The organism is Tsukamurella pulmonis (assembly GCF_900103175.1).
Lineage (GTDB): Bacteria > Actinomycetota > Actinomycetes > Mycobacteriales > Mycobacteriaceae > Tsukamurella > Tsukamurella pulmonis.
Map to the genome: position 1 here is coordinate 3,400,508 of NZ_FNLF01000002.1, position 23,049 is coordinate 3,423,556.

A 23,049-nucleotide genomic window follows, 5' to 3' on the forward strand; every position below is an offset into this window, starting at 1 on the left:
CTTCAATCAGGTCTTTCGGGCGATGTTCGCTCACGGCGGACGTCACCCTTGTGGGGTAAGCGTAGCCCCTCGCCCCCGGGCTTGTCCTCGCGGTCCTACTCTGCGTCGTACTCGCGTCGCGGAACGGGCGCACAGGGCCGCTGCTGCTACCGTGACGCACGGCCGGAACTACAGGTGAGGACAGTCGTCGTGAACAGGGTCGGAACTTCCAGGGCGGGCGCCGCGATAGCGCTCGCCGTCGTCGCCGGCACGGCACTGACGGCGTGCGGCGGGTCGGAGCCGATCCAGCAGCCCTTCGCCTCGATCGCCACCACGACCACCCGCCTCGCGTCGGCGAACATCATCGGCCTCGACCGGACGCCGGACGAGGCGTGTGCGGCCCCTGTCGCCGGCGGCGCCGCACCCGCCGCGATCGCCGTGGCCGACCCCGCTCTGCTGGACGGCCTCTGCGCCCTGGGCCTGCAGGAGCGGGTGAAGGCCGTCGGCGGCGACGTCCCGACGTACCTCGGCACGACGCTCGCCAAGGCCCCGAAGCTCACCGACGGCGTGCGCGCCGACCTTGCCGTCGGCACGGCCCGGTCGGCGGAGGCGAACCGTCGCGCGGGCCGGACGGTGACCGTCCCGGCACCGTCGGAGGACTGGCGCCGCAGCTTCCTCGCCCTCGCGGATGCGGTGCGCATGCCGGCCGAGGCCCGCGCCGTGCTCGACGCCTACCAGCGCGACGCGGCCGAGAAGTCCGTGAAGATCGACGCGGTGCACAACACGGTCTCCCTGGTGCGGTTCACCGCCGACGGCAAGTCCCTCGCACTGGGCACCTCGGCGCTGGCGGCGCAGGTGCTCGCCGATCTCAAGGTCGTCCGTCCCGAAGTCCAGCGCACCCCGGAGGCCGTCGAGATGTCGGATTCCGACGTCTCCGCCGCCGAGGGCGACCTGATCTACGTGGGCTACGAGGGCGATCAGGGGCGCGAGCACGGCATGGCCGTGATGACCTCGACGCCGTGGAAGAAGCTGCGCGCGGTGGTCGCGAAGCGGCAGCTCCTGGTGCAGGACTCCGCGTGGTTCTCGGCGGGCGGCCCCGTGGCGGCGGGGATCGTGCTGCACGACGTGAGCAACACCATCAAGGCGTCCTCCTAGCCCCGACCCCACTCGACGAGCGCCCCGGAGCCCCACGGCCCGGGGCGCTCGTCGTGCGCGAGGACGCACCGCCGAACCGCCGCCGATCACCGTGACGCCCCTCACATCGGACGGGTAAAACCGCAGGCCCAGAGCTCGGTGTACACCTGTTCACGGATTCCTCCCGCGCAGGCCTTCATTCATGCTTGTCGCAAGTGATAGCCTGAAGGCGATTGAATCTCATACGCGGCTTCTACCAGCACAGATGTCTGTGGGATTTCCCACAGAAGCGAAGCGGAACACGCAGGTACGAGCCGACAGAGGGTGCCAGGAAAGGATCAATCATGGCCCTGCTGAACATGCCCCGAATGACGCACATGGCGCGGATGCGCGGTCGCTCGTTCGCCGGACAGGCCGAGTACGAGCAGACGCTCAACGACCTGTCGGAGGCCTCGGTCCGCCGCAACTTCGATCCCTACATCGACATCGATTGGGACTCCCCCGAGCTGGCGATCGTCCCCGACGACCCGCGCTGGGTCTGCAACCCGCGGTTCGACCCCATCGGCCGCCATCCCTGGTACCAGGCGCAGCCGCTGGCGAAGCAGATCGAGATCGGCATGTGGCGCCAGGCCAACGTCGCCAAGGTCGGCCTGCAGTTCGAGTCGATCCTGATCCGCGGCATCATGCAGTACACCGCCGTGCAGCCGAACAACTCCCCCGAGTTCCGCTACGCCACGCACGAGGCGAAGGAGGAATGCCAGCACACGCTGATGTTCCAGGAGTTCGTCAACCGCGTGGGCATGGACGTCCCCGGTGGCGCGTGGTGGTTCCGTCGGCTCTCGCCGATCATCCCGCTCGCGGCGACGACCTTCCCGAACATCTTCTACATGGGCGTGCTGGCCGGCGAGGAGCCGATCGACCACCTGCAGAAGCAGTTCCTGCGCTCCGCGGACACGCAGCACCCGGCGATGACCTCCGTGATGCAGATCCACGTGGCCGAGGAGGCCCGCCACATCGGCTTCGCGCACCAGCTGCTCGAGCACAAGATCCCCACGCGCGGCCCGGTGCCCCGTTTCCTGCTGTCGCTGGCCCTGCCGCTGGTGATGCGCATCCTGCTGGGCGCCATCATGGTGCCGCCGAAGCAGTTCTGGGACACGTTCGAGATCCCGCGCGAGGTCAAGAAGGACATCTTCTGGCGCTCGCCGGAGTCGAAGCACCTCAAGCGCGAGGTCTTCGGCGACGTGCGGATGCTCGCGCAGCGCACCGGCCTGATGAACCCCGTCGCCCGCGTGCTGTGGCGCGTCCTGGGCATCGACGGTCGCGCTTCGCGATTCCGCAGCGAGCCCTCGTACACGGCGCAGTAGTCTTCAACAGCCCCGAATATCCGGCTCGGCGGTCACCCGCCGAGCCGGACCCGTATCCCGGCCCGGATGCGGATGACCCCGCCAGGAGGCGCCATGCCCCACGTGATCACCCAGTCCTGCTGCAGCGACGCGTCCTGCACGTTCGCGTGCCCCGTCAACTGCATCCACCCGACGCCCGATGAGCCGGGCTTCGCGACGGCCGAGATGCTGTACGTCGATCCGACCACCTGCGTCGACTGCGGCGCCTGCGTGACGGCGTGCCCCGTGGACGCGATCGGGCCCGCGCACCGCCTTCCCGAGGAGCACAAGGTCTACATCGAGCTCAACCGCTCGCTCGCCGCCGCCGATCCGGCGAACTCGTCGCTCGGCGGTCCCAACCCGCAGGAACGCAGCCGGCCGCCGATGGCGCACACGGTGCCCCCGAAGATCCTTCCGATCCCCGACGGGAACGTCGTCAGTGTCGGCGTGATCGGCAGCGGCCCCGCCGCGATGTACGCGGCCGACGAGTTGCTGCGCTACCCGGGCGTCACCGTCGACGTCTACGAGAAGCTGTCCACGCCCTACGGCCTGGCCCGCTTCGGCGTCGCGCCCGACCACCTGCGCACCCGCAAGGTCTCCGGCCTGTTCGACAAGGTCGCGGCGGACCCGAACTTCCGGATCCACCTCAACACCGAGGTGGGCTCGGACGTGAGCCTCGAGGAACTGCGCACCCGGCACGACGCGATCGTCGTCGCCGTCGGCGCCAGCACCGACAAGAAGCTGGGCATCACCGGCGAGGACCTCCCGAACGTCCGCAGCGCGACCGACTTCGTCGCCTGGTACAACGGCCACCCCGAGCACAAGGGCGACGCCGTCGACCTGACGCACGACCGCATCGTCATCATCGGCAACGGCAACGTCGCGCTCGACGCGGCCCGCATCCTCACGGCCTCCCCGGACGAGCTCGAGGACACCACCATCTCCCCCGCCGCACTCGCCGCCCTGCGCGAGTCGAAGGTCGAGGAGGTCGTGATCGTGGCCCGCCGCGGACCCGAGCACGCCGCCTTCACCCTGCCCGAGGCACTGGGCCTCGCGGACGAGCGCACCGTCGTCGTGCACCCCGATCCCGACGTCGCCGAGACGCTGGTCGCCGGTAGCGACTCCGAACTCGTCGGGCACAAGCTCTCGCTGCTCGAGTCGCTGGAGACCCAGTCCGATGCGCCCCGTCGCATCCGCCTGCGGTTCCTCACCACGCCCGAGTCGATCGAGGCCACGGACGACGGCCTGGTGCTGCACGCCAAGCACACCGTCACGGGCGAGCCCATCGACCTGCCGGTCGGCATGGTGCTCACCTCCGTCGGCTACCGCGGCGTCCCGGTCCCGGGACTGCCCTTCGACGACCGTCGCGCGGTGCTGCCCAACGAGGGCGGCCGCGTCCTCGGCGACGACGATGCGCCGCTGCCCGGCGTGTACGTCACGGGCTGGATCAAGCGCGGCCCCAACGGCTTCATCGGTACGAACAAGACCGACTCGCAGGAGACGGTCGAGAAGTTCGCCGAGGACGTCGTGGCCGGCGTGATCACGGGCCGCCCGTCGGGGAAGCGCAAGCGCCCGCTCGGCAAGTTCCTGGGCGCGTAGTCTCAGCGCCGTGGCCTCCTCCGAGCACGGCGCACCGATCGAACTGTCCGTCGGCGACCGGGCGGTGCGCGTCTCCAGCCCGGAGCGCGTGTACTTCCCGGCGATCGGCGCCACGAAGCTCGACGTGGTCCGGTACTACGAGGCCGTGGCGCCCGGCATCGTCCGCGCGCTGCGCGATCGCCCGACGATGCTGCACCGCTACCCGAAGGGCGTCGACGGACCGAAGGTGCACCAGAAGCGGATCCCCGCGGGCGCCCCGGACTGGCTCCAGACGGTGGAGATCTACTTCCCCCGGTTCGGCCGCACCGCCGATGAGGTCGTGGTGACCGAGCCCGCGTCGGTGATCTGGGCGGCGCAGATGTCGACCGTCGAGTTCCACCCCTGGAATTGCCGCGCCGGCGATCTCGAGCATCCCGACGAGTGGCGCATCGACCTGGACCCGATGCCGGACTGCCCGTGGTCGCGGGTGCAGTCGGTGGCCGGCGTGGTGCGGGAAGTGCTGGACGAGTTGGGCATCCGCGGTTTCCCGAAGACCTCCGGCGGCTCGGGCCTGCACGTCTACGTGCGGATCGAGCCCCGCTGGACGTTCTCGGAGGTCCGACGGTGCGCCCTCGCCTTCGCCCGGGAGGTGGAGCGCCGCGCACCGTCGGAGGTGACGACGGCGTGGTGGCGCAAGGAGCGCGACCCGTCCGCGGTGTTCCTGGACTACAACCAGAACGCGCGCGACCACACGATCGCATGCGCGTACTCGTTGCGCGGCACCCCGATCGCCACCGCGTCCGCGCCGATCATCTGGGACGAGATCCCCGACGTCCATCCCGACGACTTCACGCTCCGCACCCTTCCCGCCCGCTTCGCCGAGCTCGGCGATCTGCACGCGGAGATCGACGACGAGGCGTTCTCGCTCGACACCCTCGTAGAGTGGGCCGACCGCGACGACCTCCCCCTCGCCGACTAGAATTCGATTTCTTCAACATAGTATGCACTAGACTGTTGGCGTGGGAGTTCGGTGGCAGTCCGTCGCAGCGGTGATCGCGGTCCTGGTCATCGGCCTCGCCGCAGGCAGCCTCGGCGCGCTGCTGTCCGAGTCCACCGACCCGCCACGGCCGTTCGCGCCGCGCGCCGATGCGCTCGGCCCCTGCGGGGACTGCGACGATCAGCTCCTCGACTCCGCATTGCTGCCGGCGCCCCAGTCGGTGACCGACTCCGTCGATCGTGGCCCCTGGTCGATCTGCCCGGCAGGTTACCGCGGCGCCGGCCGCCTCGGCGAAGAGGGACGTTGCCTCTCCGACACCACGTTCCGGGTATGGAGCGAGACCATTGCCGGCCTCTACCGCACCCCCGGCCTGGCCCCGATCGCATTCTGCGAGGTCGGGGAGGAGAAGGACTTCACTGTGGCGGTCGAGCGAACCCGTCATCGTGGCCCCACCGGACCAGACAACCCGGCGATCCAGCGATCCACGGCGAAGGGAAGTTGCGCCGGCATCCGCAGGACACAACCCGAACTGGCTCAGCAGCGATTCGAGGTGCACCGGCTCAGTCGCGTGAGCCGCGTGCTCGCCGAGCCTCGCGACACCGCTTCGCGGCGCGTCGTCGGCCCCGCCCGCGACATCGGACAGATCCGGTTCCCGTTGGCGTTCGCGATCGGCGTGGAAGCCGCGCTCACGAGATGACCGCGAATCGACGGAAGCCACGCTCCTTCTACTGGAGCATCGTCCTGCTGGTGCCCGTCGCCGTACTCACGGCGATCTACCTTGGCATGCGGTGGTTCGTGAACGGCATGTTCGACGTCGGGCCGCCGCACACGATCAGTGAGCAGGAGGCCCGCGAGGAACTCGAGCGCCGGAACATCCACATTCCCTCGAGCTTCCACCTCGACTCGATGACCGTGTACCCGGTGTTCGTCGGCCGGTCGTCCTACCGCGGGACCTTCTCTGCGCCGGCCGACCGCTTCGACGATTATCGACAGATCGTCGCGAAGGCACCAGGGATGGTCGACCCCAGTCCTGTGGGGTGCGTGCCATCGGAGGCGGATCCGTGCCCGACGAACTTCCTTGTCATCGAGTACCCACCCGGCAGTGGCGGATTCGACACCACGACCCTGCGCATCTCGCGCACGTCCGAGACCGCGTGGATCGCGGTCGACGCGCAAGGTCACTGAGTTCTGTCACCTCGGCAGCGGCACGCCTACGCGCGACAGGTATCGCTGACCACACGCACCGTCGAGGCGGGGTGCTCGGCGAGAAGAGGCGCGGGCCGGACGGGGCGTCGGACGAGCTCGCCGCCGCAGTTGGGGCACGTGCCGTGCAGCTTCTCGCGGTTGCAGTCCCCGCACCAGGTGCACTCGAAGGTGCAGATGAGCACGTCGCGCGAATCCGGCGCCACGTCACGTCCGCAGCACTCGCAGTTCGGCCTGATCTCCAGCATCATCCCCCGTTCCTCAGCCTCAACTCTCGCAGTTCCCTGCGGTTTCCGTGAGCGAACCCCCTGGATGGCGCCGCGGAAACCGCTAGAAATCACCGAGGAAGCCGAGCAAGCCGCTCACCGGATCGAGTGTGTTCGTGACATTCGCGGCCGTGACCGCAGCGGCGAGCGCGGCAGCGATCAGGGTGGCGATCGCCCAGCGGCGACGATCCTGCCGCCATGCGCGCACGGCGAAGACCACGAGGATCACCGTCAGCACCCCGGCCATGACGACGACGGCCAGGTGGTAGCGGGCGAAGTCGTCGACGAGCTCCTGCACGGCGGGTGAACGATCACCCCGCAGTTGTCGCCGCATCGCCGACAGCGCCTGCGCCAGCGGTCCGTCCGATTCCGATACCCGATCGCCGAGCAGCGAGAACGCCGACGACAGAGGCGCGACGATGCCCTGCACGTTCGCGATCAGCAGGACCGTCGGGATCAACGCCAACGCTCGATGGCCGAGGTAGAGGGCCAGCGCCACGAGCAGCAGCGCGAAGAGCGCCTTGATCAGGTGGTACCGCTGCCAGTCATCGACCAGCGCAGCCAGTCCCGGCGTCAGCTCAGCGTGACCTCTCTGTAGCCAGGACGGGAACTCCGCGCCGGCCCGCTCATCGAAGCCGCTCCCCACTACCTGCCGCGGCGCCACGAGGAACCCGAACACGAGAAGACCCGCCCCGAACAGCCACCAGAAGTGGGTCCGCGGGCGGGTCTCGTCCGGGATCAGAAGTCCCAGTCCTCGTCCTCGGTGTTGACGGCCTTGCCGATCACGTACGACGAACCCGAACCGGAGAAGAAGTCGTGGTTCTCGTCGGCGTTCGGCGACAGGGCGGAGAGGATCGCCGGGTTCACGTCGGTGGCGTCCTTGGGGAACAGCGCCTCGTAGCCCAGGTTCATCAGGGCCTTGTTGGCGTTGTAGCGCAGGAACTTCTTGACGTCCTCGGTGAGCCCGACCTCGTCGTAGAGCGACTCGGTGTAGTCCTCCTCGTTGGAGTAGAGCTCCATGAGCAGGTCGTAGGTGTAGTCCTTGAGCTCCTCGCGACGCTCGGGGCTCGCGGTCTCGAGTCCGCGCTGGTACTTGTAGCCGATGTAGTACCCGTGCACCGCCTCGTCACGGATGATCAGCCGGATCATGTCGGCCGTGTTGGTCAGCTTGGCCCGCGAAGACCAGTACATCGGCAGGTAGAAGCCGCTGTAGAACAGGAAGGACTCGAGCAGGGTCGAGGCGACCTTGCGCTTGAGCGGGTCGTCACCGCTGTAGTAGCCCATGACGATGTTCGCCTTGGCCTGCAGGTGCTCGTTCTCCTCCGACCAGCGGAAGGCGTCGTCGATCTCACGCGAGCTGCACAGCGTCGAGAAGATGGCGCTGTAGCTCTTGGCGTGGACGGACTCCATGAACGCGATGTTGGTGTACACCGCCTCCTCGTGGGGAGTGAGCGCATCGGGGATCAGCGACACGGCGCCGACGGTGCCCTGGATCGTGTCGAGCAGCGTCAGGCCCGTGAAGACCCGCATCGTGAGCTGCTTCTCGTGATCGGTGAGCGTGCCCCACGACGGGATGTCATTGCTGACCGGCACCTTCTCGGGCAGCCAGAAGTTCCCCGTCAGACGGTCCCAGACCTCGGCGTCCTTCTCGTCCTGGACGCGGTTCCAGTTGATCGCCGAGACCCGACTGACAAGCTTGAGCGGGGCTCCGTCGGCGGGGCTGTGAGCGGCGGTTTCAGACATGACACCTCGGTTTTCGCGGAGCTGGATTTCAACGCCCATGACACTACCCCTTGGGGCCGACAACTCCAGGAACCGCAAGACCTTGTGCCATCCGACCTGTTCGGCGTGTCGCATGCCGGCGGACGCCGATCGACCGACCCCATTCCGTGCTGGATCCCCTCCGCTGAGCGAGCACTATCCCGCGCAGGCCACCCGTCAGATGATCACGACGTCGAGCAGCCCGTCGAGTACGGTGCGATCGCCCTCCAGCTCGACGGCGTCGGGCGCGATCCGGCGCCAGAGCACCAGGTCCAGGTCCGACGCGGTGCCGCGCAGCGTCAGGTCCGCCGCGACGGGCGCATCCAGCACGTCGATCCCGTCGGCGCGCAGGCGCAGGGTCCACCGGTCACCGGTGTCGGTCGCCTCGATCGCGAGCACCTTCCCCGTGAGAGCGTCCGGCAGCCCCTTCTTGCCGACGATGAGCGGGATCTGCATCTGGGTCAGCTCGGTGATGCCGTCGGCGGCGGTCGCGGCGGGCAGGGGTTCGGCGCCGCCGGGCAGCGAGTTCTGCAGGTCCCAACGGTGGATCGACAGTTCCTGCGTCATCCGGCGCATCCAGAACGACGCGGTGGTGCGACCGATGAAAGCCCGCGCGGGCGCGTCGGGCTCGTGCTTGCGGAGCTCGTCGAGCAGCGCGGCGTTGATCGCCGCGTACCACGCGAGCACCTCGGCGCCCTCGGGCGCGTCGGCGACGTCGGGGATGAAGCGCTCCCGCGAATCGGGCCCCGCCTGCAGGAAGGTCGTCGCCCAGCGGTGGGCCCCAGCGGTGTGCACGATGCCGTTGTGCACGGTCCACCCCGGGCACGTGGCGACGGGCAGCGCGAGGTGGGCGGGGTCGATCGCGGCGACGCGGGCACCGTCGGCGGCGATGGAGTCGAACCAGAGCTGAGTGGTCATGCCCCGACCTTACGAGCGGCGCGCCGCGCACCGCTCCGGTGTCGCGAATTCGCCACCAAGAATCAAGGCTTTGGTGATAGCGTTCGATCGTTCGGCTTCACACATCCGACCGGGGGACTCATGCGCATCCGCACACTCACCGCCACGGCGTGCACGGCCGCCGCCACGACCGCACTCGTCCTCGCGCCTCCGGGCGCGGCGCAGGCCGAGCCGAACAGCGTCGCGTGCACCTCCTCGCCCGACGTGGGCGCACCGTCGACGGCAGGCGGCCGGTTCGGCACCGCACCCCTCACCTTCCCCGCGCCGCTGGTCGGGGGGTGGGACCTGGGCTCGGGATACTCCCGCGGCGCCGCGACCACCGCGTCGGCGCGGTACTCCCCCGGCGGCAACGTGATGAACCTCGTGGAGGTCGGCCGCCTCCGAGTGGAGCCCGGCAGCCACGACACGCTGGGCATGGCGCTGGCGTTCTCCCTGTGCCGCTTCCCCGACGCCAGGACGACGGACGACAAGGCACGCGATACGACCGACCGGCAGACGACTCCGGTGCGCATCGACGGCGTCAAGGGCACGCGCCTGGACCTGAACATCAACATCGCTGCGCGACAGGGCGAACCGGCCGAGACGGACTGGTTCACGATCTTCGTGCTCGACACCACGCCCACGTCCTACTTCCTGGGCGGCTCCAACAAGGCGAACAAGGAGGCGCGGGGCAAGGTCGACGCGGTGATCCGAGGGCTGCAGGTCCGCTGACGCTCGGATCGCCCCACGGGGTGCATGCTGTAGCGGTGACCGAACTGCCGATGTTCCCGCTCGGCGCCGTGCTGCTGCCCGGCGAGGAGTTGCCGCTGCGCGTCTTCGAGCCCCGCTACCGGCACATGGTGGAGCACTGCCTCGCCACCGACGGCCGGTTCGGCGTGGTGCTCATCGAGCGCGGCAGCGAGGTGGGCGGCGGCGACGTCCGCACCGACGTGGGCACGGTGGCGCTCATCGACCGGTACGTCCGGCGCACGGGCGGCGGGTTCACCCTCAGTTGCAACGGGACGGACCGCGTTCGCGTCACGCAGTGGCTGCCCGACGATCCCTACCCGCGCGCCGAGGCGGAGCCCTGGCCCGACGAGACCCAGCCGGCGGTGGACCTGATTCCGCTGCTGGGCAAGCGCGACGAGATCGAGCGGCTCGCCGCGAAGCTCGCACGGGGCGAAGGCGTCCGGCCGCGCTCCTGGCCCAAGCTCACGCTCCCCGAGAATCCGGTGGAGCGCAGCTACTACCTCGCCCGCGCACTGCCGCTCTCGGCCGCCGATCGGTACCGGGCACTGGCGGCACCCGGCCCCGCGGACCGGGTGCGTGTGCTCACCGACGCGCTCGACGACGTGATCGCGACGCTGCGGTTCCGTTTGCAATAGGAGGACGTCGAATCCGGATTGCCGACTGGATCATCGCCCGCAGCACCGCGGACCGTCTCCTACAGGAGTAGGCAGGATGCTCTCGTTTTCGGTTTGCGAAATTCGAATCATTCAGGCGCAGTGCGTTTCCCACCGTAGAATGGGCACATGCACCCTTCCGGTCACGAGGCCATGGAGGCCGTCGATGGAGCCCCGCAGTCGTTCGGCGCCTTCCGCCTCTTCTTCGACGGGGAGCGGTGGGAGTGGTCGGGCGACGTCGCCCGGATGCACGGGTACGCACCCGGGGAGGTGATACCGACGACCGAGCTGATCCTCTCCCACAAACATCCCGACGATGCTCCAGCCGTCCGCGAGCGGGTTCGGCACACCCTCTCCTCCGGCGATCCCTTCAGCAGCCGGCATCGCATCATCGATACGGCCGGCGCAGTACACCACATCATCGTGGTCGCGGACCGCATGCTCTCCGACGACCACGAGGTGATCGGCACGGAGGGGTACTACATCGACATCACGGAGACCGTCGAATCGGAGGTCCGGCAATCCCTCGCCGAGACGATGCCGGACGTCATCGCCGCGCGGGAGGACATCGACCGTGCCAAGGGCGTACTGATGTTCGTCTACGGCGTCTCCGCCGACCGCGCCTTCGACATCCTGCGGTGGCGCTCGCAGGAGACGAACGTGAAACTCCGGGTGCTCGCTGCGCAGTTGATCGAGGATTTCGCCTCCCAGGAACCGTTGCTCTCGCGCAGCGCGCGCGAACGGTTCGACCATCTCCTGCTCACGGCCCATCACCGCATCGACTGACCGCCTTCCGGCACGACCTCCACAACGGTGGCCGGTCGACGGTGTTTGCATGCACTCCCCTCCGGGTAGGCCCCGGCCACGGGCCAGAACGGTCCTACGAGGGAAAGGAGAGCGGATATGACACGAGCACGGGACATCATGCAGCCGACCGTCGAGTGCATCGGCAGTACCGATTCGGCGGCCGATGCTGCACGCCGGATGAGCGAGTTGCACGTCGGCGCACTACCGATCTGTGGTGAGGACGGCCGCCTCAAGGGCATGATCACCGACCGGGACATCGTGATCGAGGTGGTGGCACGCGGGCACGATCCGGAGCGGATCCGCGCCGGGGAACTCGCTCAGGGCGAGGCCGTCACCATCGGAGCCGACGACGACACCACCGAGCTACTCGCGACGATGGCTGAGCATCAGGTTCGGCGCGTACCCGTCATCGACGGTCACTCGCTGGTCGGCATCATCGCCCAGGCCGACATCGCCCGAGCACTCCCCGACCAGCGGGTCGGCGATCTCGTCGCCGCCGTGTCCTTCGACTAGGGGCGACCGATGACGACGTGCGACACCTGCGGCAACGAGTACGACGACATGTTCACGATGATCCGGGGCGGCACGACGCGACACTTCGACAGTCTCGAGTGCGCGATCACGTCGTTCGCGCCCTCGTGCGCACGATGTGGATGCCGCGTCATCGGACACGGCGTTCAGGTCGACGCGACGGTGTTCTGTTGCGCGCACTGCGCCCGTGATCACGGGCACGAGTCGGTCACCGATCGCGCATCCAGCGCAACCGGGCGGTGAGAATCTCGTCGACCGAGGTTTGAACCGCGCGACGACGGGTACCCCCGGATCAGGGGTTCGCGTGAATCCCCTTCCGACACAATTCATGAGGAGGTAGGCACAATGGCAGACCCCAACAACCCCGGACAGTTCGGCAACCGTACCGACACCGAGGAGCAGGCCCGCAAGGGCGGCGAGAACAGCCCGGGCCAGTTCGGCTCGACGGAGGGCGCGGACCCGCACGAGGCCGGCCGCAAGGGCGCGGAGGCCCAGCCGGAGGAGGCCAAGGCCCGTGGTGGCGAGCACAGCCACTCCGGCCGGTGACGCACTCACCGCGCGAGGAACCGGCGACGGCGGGGCCCCACGGGGCCCCGCCGTCCGCCGCGTCCGACCGCGAGAGCACTTCAGGCCATCGCCCGCCGCTTCTGCCCGGCTCGGTCGACGGGCGCGTGTCGGTCTTCGACCGCTTCGCCGACTGGACCGGCCGCTGGGTCTCGCGGGCCTGGTTCTTCAGCTTCTGCGTCGTTCTGGTGGTGATATGGGCTCCGTCGATCCTGGTGTTGCGCAACGTCGACACCTGGCAGTTGGTCATCAACACCGCGACCACGATCATCACCTTCCTGCTCGTGGCGCTCGTGCAGAACCAGTCGACCCGCGCGGACGCCGCGATCCAGCAGAAGCTCAACGCATTGATCGAGGCGGCCCTCGACCAGGACCCCGGTGTCCGCTCCGAGACGGTGAGGCGCCAGTTGGACGAGGCCATCGGAGTGGAGCGTCGCGAGTCGTCGTGATCCCGCCGACGCGCCGCTCCGCACCGGGGTCCGCGGCGGCGGGGTGCTCGGGCCCGGACGGATCAGACGCTGCGTCGCGGGATCTCCCGGAACCAGCTGTCCGCGAACACCCGGCGCATCCCACGGTCGCCGTCGTCCTCATAGGCGTCCAGTTCCGCGGTGACCACGAAGGTGCTCCGCGTACTCGTCAGAACGGTGCGGGTGCGTACCTCGATGTTCCAGTCGTCGCGCCGGAAGCGACGCAGCGTGCGGGTCTCGCCACGAGCCGAGGTCACATCGTCACGACGGAACCCGAACCATTCAGTGGTCGCCCTCGTGACGGCAGTGCCGGTCTCGTCGATGACGTACTCCCCGTCGTCGTCGGCGATCTCCAGCGTGGTGCCTCCGGTGGCCAGATCGTTGGTGGTGCGCCAGTGGTGCTCTCCCGGCGACACCCGTGTCAGCGCGAGCGGGGCGGCCGCGGTCGGCGGGCCGAAGGTACGCAGCAGTTCGTCCTCGGCGCGGGGCGATCGCGCGGGGACCCGCAGCTCGCTCTCACGGGTGTGCACCGTCATGACCACCGGCTCGGGCGGCGGCCACACCAGCGGGAAGTAGGAGGTCGACAAGGAGAGCCGGATCCTGTGCCCGGCCGGGACGATCTGAGCGATCCCGTTCAGTTCCATACTGATCCGCATCGATCGACCGACGTCCATCGACTCGGGGCGGGCGCTGCCGTTCCGGTGTGTCAGGTTGACGACGCCGTACGTCACGCGGGTCGCCTCTCCCGTGGGCGCGACGTCGGAGAGCCGTGCGGCGACGAGCGCGACGGGCCTGTCGACCTCGAGCTGCAACTCCAGCTCGGGCCTGCCGAGTATCTCCACGGGGCTCTCGAGGGGCGCCGTATCGAAGACCAGGGCACCGCCGTCCTCGTTGCGCTGATCGGTCGGCAGGTCCGGGGTGGCCGCGTAGGAGGCCCACTTCCCCGCCGCCATACCGACACTGAGCGGCGAGCTCACGCTGAACGCCCCGGCCGGTAATGCGGAAGCCCCCGGTGCGACGAGCCCCTCGGCGGCGAGTTCGTAGGTACGGGGTCCGATCGCCGGTGCGGGCCAACGCTCCTCCGCGACCCAGCGGCCCGGCCGAGCCTCGTAGGCGGGGTTGGGCTCGACGCTGTCCTGCATCCAGACACGCAACATCGGCTCATCCATCACCCCGTTCGGGACCCCCTTGAGCCAGTGGTCCCACCAGCGCACCACTTCGTCGAGGAAGTCGATCGGCGGCCCCGGCACCCCGAGGTGGGGGTACTTGTGGCCCCAGGGACCGATGAGCCCCTTGCGCGGCACGTCGAGGTGCTCCATCAAGCGGAAGATCGCGTTCGTATAGCCGTCCGCCCACCCGCCGACCGCGAACACGGGGCACTCGATCGCGGAGTAGTCCTCGTTCACCGATGCGCGCAACCAGTAGTCGTCGCGGTGCTGGTGCTCGAGCCAGTTCTCGATCCACAGGCCGCTTCCGCGCAGCCGCTCCAGCCACATCTGACGCCACCGGTCGCCGACGATCGCAGGATCGGGCGGGAGACTGGTACACGCGAACATGACGGTCGCTTCCGAGAGATTGTCCGACAATAGGCATCCGCCCATGTAGTGCATGTTGTCGACGTACAGGTCCTCCGTCGCCGAAGCCGAGATGATCGCCCGGAGGGCCGGAGGGCGTCGCGCTGCGACATGGAGGCTGTTGAATCCGCCCCACGAGATCCCCATCATCCCGACATTCCCATCGCACCAGGGCTGCTCGGCCAGCCAGGCGATCACCTCGCAGGCGTCCTCCTGCTCCACCGGAAGGTACTCATCGCGCAGCACTCCGTCCGAGTCGCCGCTCCCCCGCAGATCCACGCGGACACAGGCGTAGCCGTGCCCCGCGATGTACGGGTGGTTCAGCGCATCCCGGGCCCGTGTGTCGTCGCGTTTGCGGTACGGCAGGTATTCCAGCACCGCCGGCACCGGGGCCGCCTCGGCGTCGACAGGCAGCCAGATACGGGCCGCCAGCCGGGTCCCGTCCGAGAGCGGGATGAAGACGTTCTCGATCGATATTGTGGAACAGGGGAATTCATCGACTGTGCGCACTCTGCTCCTCTCTGTGTGCGATCACGCCGTTCGCCGCGGGGCGAACCGCTCCGCCGCGCCGTGGTCGATCTGGAACGGTAGGAAGCCCTCCGCCCGCGCGGCCGCCTCGGCGAGTCCGTCGGCATCGGCGGCGCCGAGGTAGACGGTGGCGAGGACGTAGCGGTACGGGTCCTGGTTGGGTAGCTCGGAGAGCCTGTCACCCGGGGCGACATCCAACTGCACCACCGTGTCCGGCAATTCCTCGCGGAGCCGAGCGATGTCCTCCGGGGTGGGGACCGCCCGGACCACGCCATCGGAGTGGACACCGATCAGATGCTTCGTCGCAGCGCCGTACCTGCCCGCGCCCGCCTCGGGGTGGGGGCGCCTGCCCAGCGCGACGGCTGTGGCGTAGGCGTGATTCGAAGTACCGTCGACCTTCACGAAGAGTTCACTGTGAGACTGCGAGATCCGGGTGTTCACCTCGATCATGCTGATCCGGTCCACCCTCTCGTCCCACATGAACTCGGCGTTCGCGCAACCGTTGTCGAATCCGGCCTCCCGCAACACCGACTCCGTCGCGGCCAGCATCCGCTCCTGGACGTCGGAGGGTACCGAGCGGGCCGGATAGGACAGCCGATCGAAGCTGTGCCCATCCTCGCTGCGCTGCATGTCGAAAAGACCGTGCACCACGAACTCGCCGCGGAACATGGACACCTCTGGTGCGGCCTGGATCCCCTCGATGATCTCCTCCGCGATGCACGACGTGCCGGTCACGCCCCGTACGGCCTCGGGCACGTCGATGGTGCTGAGTACTTCGTCGAAGGCGTCTCCGACCGTGCGGATCTCCCGCCTGATCTCATCGAGCGCGGCCTCGAAACCGGCCCGATCGCGGACCTCGAAGCCGAGCTGCGAGGAGTGCGATTTCACCGGCTTGACCCAGTACGGGAACGGGAGATCCACACCGGATTTCTCGATCGCGGGATCGAACGGGTCGAACGCGGCGAATCGCGGTACGCACTCCGGGATCGCCCGGCGCTGGATCAATCGGGACCAGTACTTGTGCTCGAAGGAGAGCACGCTCTCCACCGACGGCGCGGGGAGCGACCGCTCGGCGGCCAGTACCGGCGCGAGGACGCTCGTCGGGAAGTCCCAGTGAGCGATGATCGCGTCGACCGTGCCGTCGAAGTCGTCCAATTCCACTCGCGCGCGACGGAGCAGATCCTGGAAGTCGAGATGCTCTGCCCGCGTGAGTGAGTCGACGTCCAACAGCGAATGGAAGCGGACGTCGCTCCCTACGTCGACGGTTCTCAATTCGTCGCGCTGCTGGCGGGTCAGGCCGGGTACGAAGATGTTCATCACCATGGCGGTCGGGTTCCCCGTACGTCCGCTCGTCAAACCAGGAAGGACCCCGCGTTGCGCAGGTCCGCGGTCGCGGATGCGGCGATCCCCAGGCCGCGCAGGAAGTCGACGATCCGCCTCCGCGCCGCGGCCCCCTCCGGGACGGCGTGCATGATCCAGTTGTGGAACATTCGCGGGGACTCGAGCAGCGTCACCGCGACCCCCGCGGTGGTCAGCACGCCGTGCAGCCGTTCCGCGTCGGGGTTGAGGATGTCCCGGGTACCCGAGCACACCATGGTGGGCGGAAGGTCGGACAGGTCCGCCGCGAACGGGTCCGTCCCGGCGAGCCCTCCCCGTACCCCGGCGGCGTACCACCGCCCGGCCATCCGGAGGCCACGGATCGCGAGTTCGGGGTCGAACGGCTCGATCCGCGCGGATCGACTGTCCGTCACCTCCAGGTCGATCCAGGGCGAGCTCAGGAGAAGGGCGTCGGGCCGGCGAGCACCACCGGCGCACGCGGTCCGGGCCAGATCGAGGGCGAGGCGGCCGCCTGCCGAGTCACCGGAAAGGAGCACGGGGCCGTCGTGTCCGGCGACGGTGCCGTCGTACACCCGCCGCACGCTCTCGTCGATCGCGCGGCGGTCCGCGACGGGGCACAGCGGGTACAGCGGCGCGACGACCGATGCTCCGGTGGTCAGCGCGAGCCACCGCAGGAACCGCCAGTGATGGTGTTCCGGCTGTTCCACGAACGCTCCTCCGTGCAGATGGAGGACGCGCGTCCCGAAGGGTTCCGGCGGGGTGATACTCAAGCACGGCACCCCGCCGACGGTGGCCGAGCCGACCTCGGCGCCGCGCCTGATCCACCACGGCGGCATCGCCGTCGACACGCGCTGGCGGGCGGGGAGACCCGCGATCATCGCCTCGGGGTCGCGGTAGAACCGCTTGCTGCGTCGTGCACGTAAGGAGGCACTCACGCACCGTGCGCGAACCGAGATCACCGTCGGCCCTCCTCTCGCTCCTCCTGTGCGAGCCGCTCCTCCAGCGACGGTCCCTCCCGTTGCTCGGGACCGGTGATGCCGGCTCGATCACTCTCCGCCCAGCCGTCGGGGGGATCGAGTGCCGCGGCCCACGGGTCGTGCTCGAGCAGGTCCTCATCCAGCGCCTCAGCGCCGCCCGGGATGGCGGCGCTCCCGTCGTCGGGCGACATGTCATCGGGGTGCGAGCGCATCGTGATCACTCCTTCGGAGGGTTGGCGCCACCGACCGCGGTACGGGGCCAATGGCGCAGTTCCGCACAGGCGCGGAGGAACGCGCCGGCGTCCATGTCAGAGGAGAGGACGAAGCATCCGTCGTCGGTTCTCCCGAACAGCCCGGTCCGGCGCAGCAGTGGTTCGCAATGCTGTCCGAGTCCCAGGAACTTGCTGTGGTGGAAGGCGTCCGTGATGAAGTCCTGCGCCGCGGGATCGAAGGCCAGTTCCTCCGCGCCCGCCATCGAGGTGAGGATCGCCACCGCGTCGAAGAGCACCGACGGGGCGCCGGCGAGCTGGGCGTCGACCGCGAGCGGATCGCCATCGGCGTCCGCCACTCCACCCACTCGCGGCGCGACGAGCACAACCGCGGCGCCGGCGTCGCGCGCCCGGTGCCGCAGCCCGTCGACGAGCGCGCGCTCGACACCATCGGTGACCAGGACGCCGAGGACCCGCCCGGCGAACGTCCCCGGCGGGTTGCGGAGCATGCTCACCGACGGCGACTCCGGCAGGTCGGTCCGCACGGGCACTGCGCAGGCCGAGGCCCCGGGGAGCTCGAGCCCCAGGCCGGCGGCGATCCGGGCGGCGAGCGCGTCGTCGACGTTGCGGAGGTTCGCGACCATCCGGGTCCTGATCGCCGGCTCCACCACTTTGCTCAGCTCGAAAACGTAGGCGGCGACGATGTGATCCTGTTCGACCGGGGTCTGGCTGTGCCAGAACACCGCGGCCTGGCTGTAGTGATCGGCGAAGGACTCGGGGCGCAACCGCGTCTTCGCCCCCTCCGCCGGTTCGGCGAAAGTCGTCAGTGCCTGCGCGCCCGCGCGCTCACGCGGCCCGCCCTGATCGCTCGAGTTCGGCTCGTAGTTGATCGGGCCGGAGGGCACCTCGTGCTGCATGTGGCCGTCCCGGTGGAAGAAGGCCATCGGACACCGGGCGCGGTTGACCGGGAGGTGGGTGAAGTTCGGTCCGCCCAACCGCGAGAGCTGCGTGTCGAGGTAGGAGAAGTTCCGGCCCTGCAAGAGCGGATCCTCGGTGAACCCGATGCCGGGCACGACGTTCTGCGTGCAGAACGCCACCTGCTCGGTCTCGGCGAAATCGTTGTCGACCGTCCGGTCGAGTGTGAGCCTGCCGATCACCTGCAGTGGCACGCTCTCCTCCGGAACGATCTTGGTCGGGTCGAGGACGTCGAAGGGCAGAGCGTCCGCAGTGGCCTGGTCGAACAGCTGCACCGCCAAGTCCCATTGCGGGTACTCCCCCGACGAGAGCGCGTTCCACAGGTCGCGGCGGTGGAAGTCCGGGTCGGCACCGTTGATCTTGACCGCCTCGTCCCAGAGCACCGATTGGCACCCGAGCACGGGCTTCCAGTGGAATTTCACGTACGTCGATGCACCGTCGTCGGCGAGGAATCGGAACGTGTGCACCCCGAAGCCCTCCATGAACCGGAACGAGCGCGGTATCGCACGATCCGACATCTGCCACAGAGTCATGTGCGTCGATTCCGGGAGACAGGAGACGAAGTCCCAGTACGTGTCGTGCGCTGACTGCGCCTGCGGGAAACCCCGGTCCGGATCCTCCTTGACCGCGTGCACCAGGTCGGGGAACTTCATCGCGTCCTGGATGAAGAAGACGGGGATGTTGTTGCCCACCAGATCCCAGTTGCCCTCGCGCGTGTAGAACTTCACGGCGAAACCGCGAACGTCACGCGCCAGATCGAACGATCCTGCCCGGCCGGCGACGGTGGAGAAACGGACGAACACCTCCGTCTGCCTCCCCACCTCACCGAACAGGTCCGCCGCGGTGATCTCGGTGAGCGATCGGGTGCACTCGAAGACCCCGTGCGCACCGTATCCGCGCGCGTGCACCACCCGCTCGGGGATGCGCTCGTGATCGAACCGGAAGATCTTGTCCCGTAGGACGAAGTCCTCCAGCAACGCCGGCCCGCGTGCGCCGGCCCGCAACGAGTTCTGGTTGTCGGGTACCGGCGCCCCCTGCGAGGTGGTCAGGCCCTCCGCCGCCACCTGGTGCGGCTCACCGCCGCGGCCGACCCCGGTCACCGCCTCGATCTGTTCGTCCGCCATGGTCCGCCTCCTCGGCTCGTGGTCGATGTTCACCGCGTCCGTCGTCCGCTGCCCCTGCGATAGCGCCGCAGGTACCGCCGTTCCTCCGCAGGGCTCAGTTGTTCGCCGAGCACCGGATCACGCTGCCCCCGGTCGTCCCATGCGTTCCTGCGGTGAGTGAGGGAGACCGCGGCCATGGCCGCGCCGCCGACGACGATCAGCGCGATCCCCCCAGCGATCGCGAACCAGGCCCACGGCGCGCCGATCGCCGTCGCGCTGATCCCGATGGCGAGGACACCTATTCCGGTCAGGACGCCGATGAATCCGACACCACCCCACTGCCGTGCGACATGATGCATCAGTGCGCCCCCTGTCCCAGGCGCACCGCGACCGCATCACGGGCGCGATCGAGCATCGCCGCGAACGGCCCGACGAGCAGGTTGGCAGATGCGGACTCCGTCCCCGGGTGCGGATGCGTGGGAGCGACGGCCTCGATCACCCGGACGGCATCGGCCATACGGGCGGCCTCGTCGTCGTCGAGTTCGTTGCGCAGTGCGATGAACTCGTCGCGCTCCTCGCGCTCGATATGCCCCTCGACGATCTCGCGCAGGGCCTCGAGCTTCGCATCGAACTCCGCGGACTGCATGCCCAGGCCTTCGAGCTCGGCGAGAAGGCGTTTGACGGCGCGCTCCTCCGACAGCCGCTCGCCCACAACCTTCGGGCCGGACGTGATCGAGGACCGGGCCCGGGGATGCACCACTACTTCCTCGGCGGCCTCGTGCACGGCGAGCAGCCTGCGCAGTTCGAGGAACGTTTCGTCGCGTTCCTCTGCCTCACCCTCGCGGACGCGGTCGAAGAGTTGCAGAATCCGCTGGTGCTGGAACGCGAGTTCGTCGATGAAGGTGTACGGGTTGATGAACGTCACGGTGATCGTCCTCTCTGTCCGATGTGTCCGCCTATGGCGGAGCTGCAGCAGAGGTCTACCCCGTAGGAGCGTCGTCAAACGTCGACGGCGCCGCTGAATCCGGTGACGACGAGCGCGCGCGACGCGGCGGCGCTCGCGGCGGTGACCGTCACCGTCGCGCCGCTCCGGGGCACGACCCGGCGCCACACGTACGCGGCCGCGGCGATGCTCATGAAGTCCACGCCGCCGAGATCCAGTTCGACGCGGGCCCCGGCCCGCAGTGCCCCGTCGACCGCTTCGACGAGCGCGGGCAGGGTGACGGCGTCGAGGTCGCCCTCGGGCACCACTTCGGTGCACGAGGACGATGCCCGCGACGCTGTGATCCGGAAGACGTCGGGGTGTTCGATGACGGATGACGACATGGGGGCCTCCAGCAACAGATCGTGATGTTCCGGCTGCGGCACTCAACCTGCTTCGTTCGTACCACAGGCACACCGCGTTGTACAGAAATCGGCCATCTATGTGGAACCTGAAACCGACTACGCCGCTGTGGATTCACCGTTGCAACGCCCTCCGCACGAGGGGCGGATGTCAGTCGGCGACGTGGGCGCGCAACCGGTCCAGCGCGCGGCCGAGGATCCGCGAGACGTGCATCTGTGAGATCCCCAGGCGTGCGGCGATCTCCGACTGCGTCATCGACCGGTAGAACCGCAGAGCGAGCACCGTCCGCTCACGCTCGTCGAGTCGCTCGACCGCGGGGCGCAACGACGCGTATTCGTCGACGAGTTCGAAGCCCGGGTCGTTCTCCCCGATCCGCTCCGCCGGCGCGGACCGGTCGTCGTCGCCCCCGACCGGTTGATCGATCGATCTGGCCCGGTAGCCGTTCCCGGCCAGCGCTGCCTCCCGGACCTCGTCCAGGCCGACCTCCATGCGCTCCGCGAGTTCTCGGTACGTCGGCGTACGGCCGAGGTCCTGTGCCGCCTCCGCTATCGCTGCGTTCATGCGCAGGTGGATCTCCTGCATGCGACGCGGGACCCGGGTGGCCCATCCCGTGTCACGGAAGTGCCTCCGCAGACCACCCAACATGGTGGGCACGGCGAAGGACAGGAAATCGGTCCCCTTGTCCGGATCGAAGCGATCGACCGCATTGACCAGGCCTACGCGGGCCACCTGAACGAGATCGTCGTAGGGCTCGCCGCGCCCGACGAATCGCCGGGCGAGATTCTCTGCGAGCGGAAGGCACCGGGTGATGACCTCGTCCCTGGCCGCGGCCGCGCGCTCGCCGCCGTCACGTCGCCCGGCCTGCAGGATCACCGCCACGTCGGCGTAGTCATCACTCGAGGGCCGCGGCTCCCGAGGTTGCGGCGGCACTACACGGCGCTCCGCGCGGACTGGAACGACACGCTTGTCCACCAACCGCCGTCCGGGGACCGGGTACGGCCGACCTCGAGCCCCTCGGTGAGCGTCGTCAGTACGCGCCAGCCGAAGCCGGATCGGTCCGGCGCACGATCGGTCCGGGTGTGCGTGGCGACCGTCGTGGTCAGCCCCTCCGCACCGGTGTCGACCCTGATCTCGACCCTCGCGTCCGGCAGCGCGTCCGCGATCAACTCGGTGCAGACCTGATCGATCGCCAACCCGAGGTCCGCCACCCGATCGATGTCGAGGTCGAGCATGATCGCCAGTGCTTCGGGGACCGCCCGTACCACCGGGAGGTACACGAGATCGGCAGGAACGCGCAGGTCGACAGGGTGAGTCGGGGTGGTGCGTGCCATGTGCGCCATGAGGCTCCGTTCATCGATGGGCGCCTTCCGTGCTAACACGCTCGCCCCTCCCGTGTACAGCCGCGCATCTCCCCGGTACCGGGGCGCCACCGCGGCACGGGCTCCCGCCCGCGGTGGTCCGCACCGACCATCAGTCATCACTCCTCGCGCGCTCGTTGGCGCGTTCGATCGCATCGATCAACTCCGACTTCCGCATCGTCGAGCGCCCACGGATCTCCAGCCGACGGGCGACGTCGACGAGATGCGCCTTCGTCGCGTTCACGTCGACGCCCTCGTGAGTCGGCTCGTCGCGACGCCTGCCGCGGCGCTCCGACGTGCCCCGCTTCCCACCCGGCTTGCGCTCCCAGCGATCGCCGACGCGCTCGTAGCCGCGCTTGAGCGCCGCGTACGCGACCCGGTGCGCTCGCTCCTCGTCGCCGTACTCGTCGAGCGCGGAATCGTGAGCCTTCGCGAACGTCCGCTGCGCCTTGGCACTCGAGCGTCGCAGGGTACCGGGCAGCTCGTCCGTCGTGGCGGTTCCCCGCTCCGTGGTCTTCGGCATCGCAGTCCTCCTTCTCGTCGTACCGATGCTCCACCGCATGTCGTACCCGGATTTCGTACCGGCAAACATGCGGCCCGGGTTTGCCCGGCGGCCCAGGCGGGTACGCCTGGG

General features: G+C 68.9%; 29 protein-coding genes. 14 read left to right on the top strand and 15 right to left on the bottom strand.

Annotation, left to right across the window (positions count from 1 at the left end; all coding sequences use genetic code 11):
* Positions 1 to 189: 189 nt before the first annotated feature.
* From BLQ62_RS16635 to BLQ62_RS16660, 6 genes are all read left to right on the top strand, one after another.
* Positions 190 to 1,134, top strand: a complete 945-nt coding sequence (locus tag BLQ62_RS16635) for a TroA family protein (protein ID WP_068567866.1) — start codon at positions 190 to 192, stop codon at positions 1,132 to 1,134.
* Positions 1,135 to 1,472: 338 nt separating this feature from the next.
* Entirely contained in the window at positions 1,473 to 2,477 is a 1,005-nt protein-coding gene (locus BLQ62_RS16640; RefSeq protein ID WP_414929928.1) for an AurF N-oxygenase family protein, read from the top strand.
* 93 nt (positions 2,478 to 2,570) lie between these two features.
* Positions 2,571 to 4,094, top strand: coding sequence for an FAD-dependent oxidoreductase (locus BLQ62_RS16645; protein WP_068567868.1), 1,524 nt, complete (start codon positions 2,571 to 2,573; stop codon positions 4,092 to 4,094).
* 10 nt (positions 4,095 to 4,104) lie between these two features.
* On the top strand, positions 4,105 to 5,052 hold the full coding sequence (gene ligD / locus BLQ62_RS16650) for a non-homologous end-joining DNA ligase (protein ID WP_068567870.1): 948 nt from the start codon (positions 4,105 to 4,107) through the stop codon (positions 5,050 to 5,052).
* A 70-nt stretch (positions 5,053 to 5,122) separates the two neighbouring features.
* A complete protein-coding gene (locus BLQ62_RS16655) occupies positions 5,123 to 5,767 on the top strand; it encodes a hypothetical protein (RefSeq protein ID WP_139184229.1) in 645 nt (214 codons plus the stop codon).
* Between the two features lie 107 nt (positions 5,768 to 5,874).
* Entirely contained in the window at positions 5,875 to 6,255 is a 381-nt protein-coding gene (locus BLQ62_RS16660; RefSeq protein ID WP_139184230.1) for a hypothetical protein, read from the top strand.
* 26 nt (positions 6,256 to 6,281) lie between these two features.
* Here the strand turns inward: BLQ62_RS16660 and BLQ62_RS16665 are convergent, their stop codons facing one another.
* From BLQ62_RS16665 to BLQ62_RS16680, 4 genes are all read right to left on the bottom strand, one after another.
* Positions 6,282 to 6,524, bottom strand: a complete 243-nt coding sequence (locus BLQ62_RS16665) for a DUF1272 domain-containing protein (protein ID WP_197467321.1) — start codon at positions 6,522 to 6,524, stop codon at positions 6,282 to 6,284.
* A 79-nt stretch (positions 6,525 to 6,603) separates the two neighbouring features.
* Entirely contained in the window at positions 6,604 to 7,203 is a 600-nt protein-coding gene (locus BLQ62_RS16670) for a hypothetical protein (protein ID WP_139184231.1), read from the bottom strand.
* 74 nt (positions 7,204 to 7,277) lie between these two features.
* Positions 7,278 to 8,282 (bottom strand): class 1b ribonucleoside-diphosphate reductase subunit beta, encoded by a 1,005-nt coding sequence (gene nrdF, locus BLQ62_RS16675; protein WP_068529480.1) that lies wholly within the window; start codon positions 8,280 to 8,282, stop codon positions 7,278 to 7,280.
* 195 nt (positions 8,283 to 8,477) lie between these two features.
* Positions 8,478 to 9,218 (bottom strand): maleylpyruvate isomerase family mycothiol-dependent enzyme, encoded by a 741-nt coding sequence (locus BLQ62_RS16680; protein ID WP_068567879.1) that lies wholly within the window; start codon positions 9,216 to 9,218, stop codon positions 8,478 to 8,480.
* Positions 9,219 to 9,338: 120 nt separating this feature from the next.
* On the opposite strand from BLQ62_RS16680, the gene BLQ62_RS16685 reads away from it, so the two are divergent.
* The 7 genes from BLQ62_RS16685 (at position 9,339) to BLQ62_RS16715 (ending at position 12,990) form a co-directional block, all read left to right on the top strand.
* A complete protein-coding gene (locus tag BLQ62_RS16685; RefSeq protein WP_068567881.1) occupies positions 9,339 to 9,968 on the top strand; it encodes a hypothetical protein in 630 nt (209 codons plus the stop codon).
* 50 nt (positions 9,969 to 10,018) lie between these two features.
* Entirely contained in the window at positions 10,019 to 10,621 is a 603-nt protein-coding gene (locus tag BLQ62_RS16690; RefSeq protein ID WP_068530484.1) for an LON peptidase substrate-binding domain-containing protein, read from the top strand.
* Positions 10,622 to 10,768: 147 nt separating this feature from the next.
* Entirely contained in the window at positions 10,769 to 11,425 is a 657-nt protein-coding gene (locus BLQ62_RS16695; RefSeq protein WP_068567883.1) for a PAS and ANTAR domain-containing protein, read from the top strand.
* A gap of 117 nt (positions 11,426 to 11,542) precedes the next feature.
* Positions 11,543 to 11,959: a CBS domain-containing protein gene (locus BLQ62_RS16700; protein ID WP_068567885.1), complete on the top strand. Its 417-nt coding sequence runs from the start codon at positions 11,543 to 11,545 to the stop codon at positions 11,957 to 11,959.
* A gap of 9 nt (positions 11,960 to 11,968) precedes the next feature.
* On the top strand, positions 11,969 to 12,220 hold the full coding sequence (locus BLQ62_RS24200) for a hypothetical protein (RefSeq protein ID WP_082756779.1): 252 nt from the start codon (positions 11,969 to 11,971) through the stop codon (positions 12,218 to 12,220).
* A gap of 102 nt (positions 12,221 to 12,322) precedes the next feature.
* Entirely contained in the window at positions 12,323 to 12,523 is a 201-nt protein-coding gene (locus BLQ62_RS16710; protein ID WP_068529466.1) for a hypothetical protein, read from the top strand.
* Between the two features lie 125 nt (positions 12,524 to 12,648).
* Positions 12,649 to 12,990 (top strand): low affinity iron permease family protein, encoded by a 342-nt coding sequence (locus tag BLQ62_RS16715; protein WP_231857696.1) that lies wholly within the window; start codon positions 12,649 to 12,651, stop codon positions 12,988 to 12,990.
* Positions 12,991 to 13,052: 62 nt separating this feature from the next.
* Here the strand turns inward: BLQ62_RS16715 and BLQ62_RS16720 are convergent, their stop codons facing one another.
* Genes BLQ62_RS16720 through BLQ62_RS16730 form a run of 3 tightly spaced genes read right to left on the bottom strand, consistent with a single transcriptional unit; the run spans position 13,053 to position 17,227 of the window.
* Positions 13,053 to 15,092 carry a CocE/NonD family hydrolase gene (locus tag BLQ62_RS16720; protein WP_068567887.1) on the bottom strand — a complete coding sequence of 680 codons (2,040 nt, stop codon included), beginning with the start codon at positions 15,090 to 15,092 and terminating at the stop codon, positions 13,053 to 13,055.
* Between the two features lie 21 nt (positions 15,093 to 15,113).
* A complete protein-coding gene (locus BLQ62_RS16725; protein WP_231857697.1) occupies positions 15,114 to 16,427 on the bottom strand; it encodes an ATP-grasp domain-containing protein in 1,314 nt (437 codons plus the stop codon).
* Between the two features lie 35 nt (positions 16,428 to 16,462).
* Positions 16,463 to 17,227: an alpha/beta hydrolase gene (locus tag BLQ62_RS16730; RefSeq protein WP_269451329.1), complete on the bottom strand. Its 765-nt coding sequence runs from the start codon at positions 17,225 to 17,227 to the stop codon at positions 16,463 to 16,465.
* On the opposite strand from BLQ62_RS16730, the gene BLQ62_RS23885 reads away from it, so the two are divergent.
* Complete coding sequence (locus BLQ62_RS23885; RefSeq protein WP_160126302.1) at positions 17,208 to 17,345, top strand: hypothetical protein; 138 nt, start codon at positions 17,208 to 17,210, stop codon at positions 17,343 to 17,345. The genes BLQ62_RS16730 and BLQ62_RS23885 overlap by 20 nt on opposite strands.
* A gap of 58 nt (positions 17,346 to 17,403) precedes the next feature.
* Here BLQ62_RS23885 and BLQ62_RS16735 read toward each other — a convergent pair whose 3' ends face one another.
* The 8 genes from BLQ62_RS16735 to BLQ62_RS16770 all read right to left on the bottom strand — a co-directional run bounded on the left by BLQ62_RS16735 (position 17,404) and on the right by BLQ62_RS16770 (position 22,938).
* Positions 17,404 to 17,637, bottom strand: coding sequence for a hypothetical protein (locus BLQ62_RS16735; RefSeq protein WP_231857698.1), 234 nt, complete (start codon positions 17,635 to 17,637; stop codon positions 17,404 to 17,406).
* 5 nt (positions 17,638 to 17,642) lie between these two features.
* Positions 17,643 to 19,733, bottom strand: coding sequence for a catalase (locus BLQ62_RS16740; RefSeq protein ID WP_068567893.1), 2,091 nt, complete (start codon positions 19,731 to 19,733; stop codon positions 17,643 to 17,645).
* A gap of 29 nt (positions 19,734 to 19,762) precedes the next feature.
* Positions 19,763 to 20,071, bottom strand: coding sequence for a hypothetical protein (locus BLQ62_RS16745; RefSeq protein WP_068529450.1), 309 nt, complete (start codon positions 20,069 to 20,071; stop codon positions 19,763 to 19,765).
* Positions 20,071 to 20,637, bottom strand: coding sequence for a hemerythrin domain-containing protein (locus BLQ62_RS16750; RefSeq protein WP_414929927.1), 567 nt, complete (start codon positions 20,635 to 20,637; stop codon positions 20,071 to 20,073). Before BLQ62_RS16750 ends, BLQ62_RS16745 begins: the two co-directional genes overlap by 1 nt.
* Positions 20,638 to 20,711: 74 nt before the next feature.
* A complete protein-coding gene (locus BLQ62_RS16755) occupies positions 20,712 to 21,038 on the bottom strand; it encodes an STAS domain-containing protein (protein WP_139184233.1) in 327 nt (108 codons plus the stop codon).
* 169 nt (positions 21,039 to 21,207) lie between these two features.
* Positions 21,208 to 21,936: a SigB/SigF/SigG family RNA polymerase sigma factor gene (locus tag BLQ62_RS16760; RefSeq protein ID WP_231857699.1), complete on the bottom strand. Its 729-nt coding sequence runs from the start codon at positions 21,934 to 21,936 to the stop codon at positions 21,208 to 21,210.
* Positions 21,937 to 21,986: 50 nt separating this feature from the next.
* Positions 21,987 to 22,388, bottom strand: coding sequence for an ATP-binding protein (locus tag BLQ62_RS16765; RefSeq protein WP_133298598.1), 402 nt, complete (start codon positions 22,386 to 22,388; stop codon positions 21,987 to 21,989).
* Positions 22,389 to 22,527: 139 nt separating this feature from the next.
* A complete protein-coding gene (locus tag BLQ62_RS16770; RefSeq protein ID WP_068529439.1) occupies positions 22,528 to 22,938 on the bottom strand; it encodes a ChaB family protein in 411 nt (136 codons plus the stop codon).
* Positions 22,939 to 23,049 lie beyond the last annotated feature (111 nt).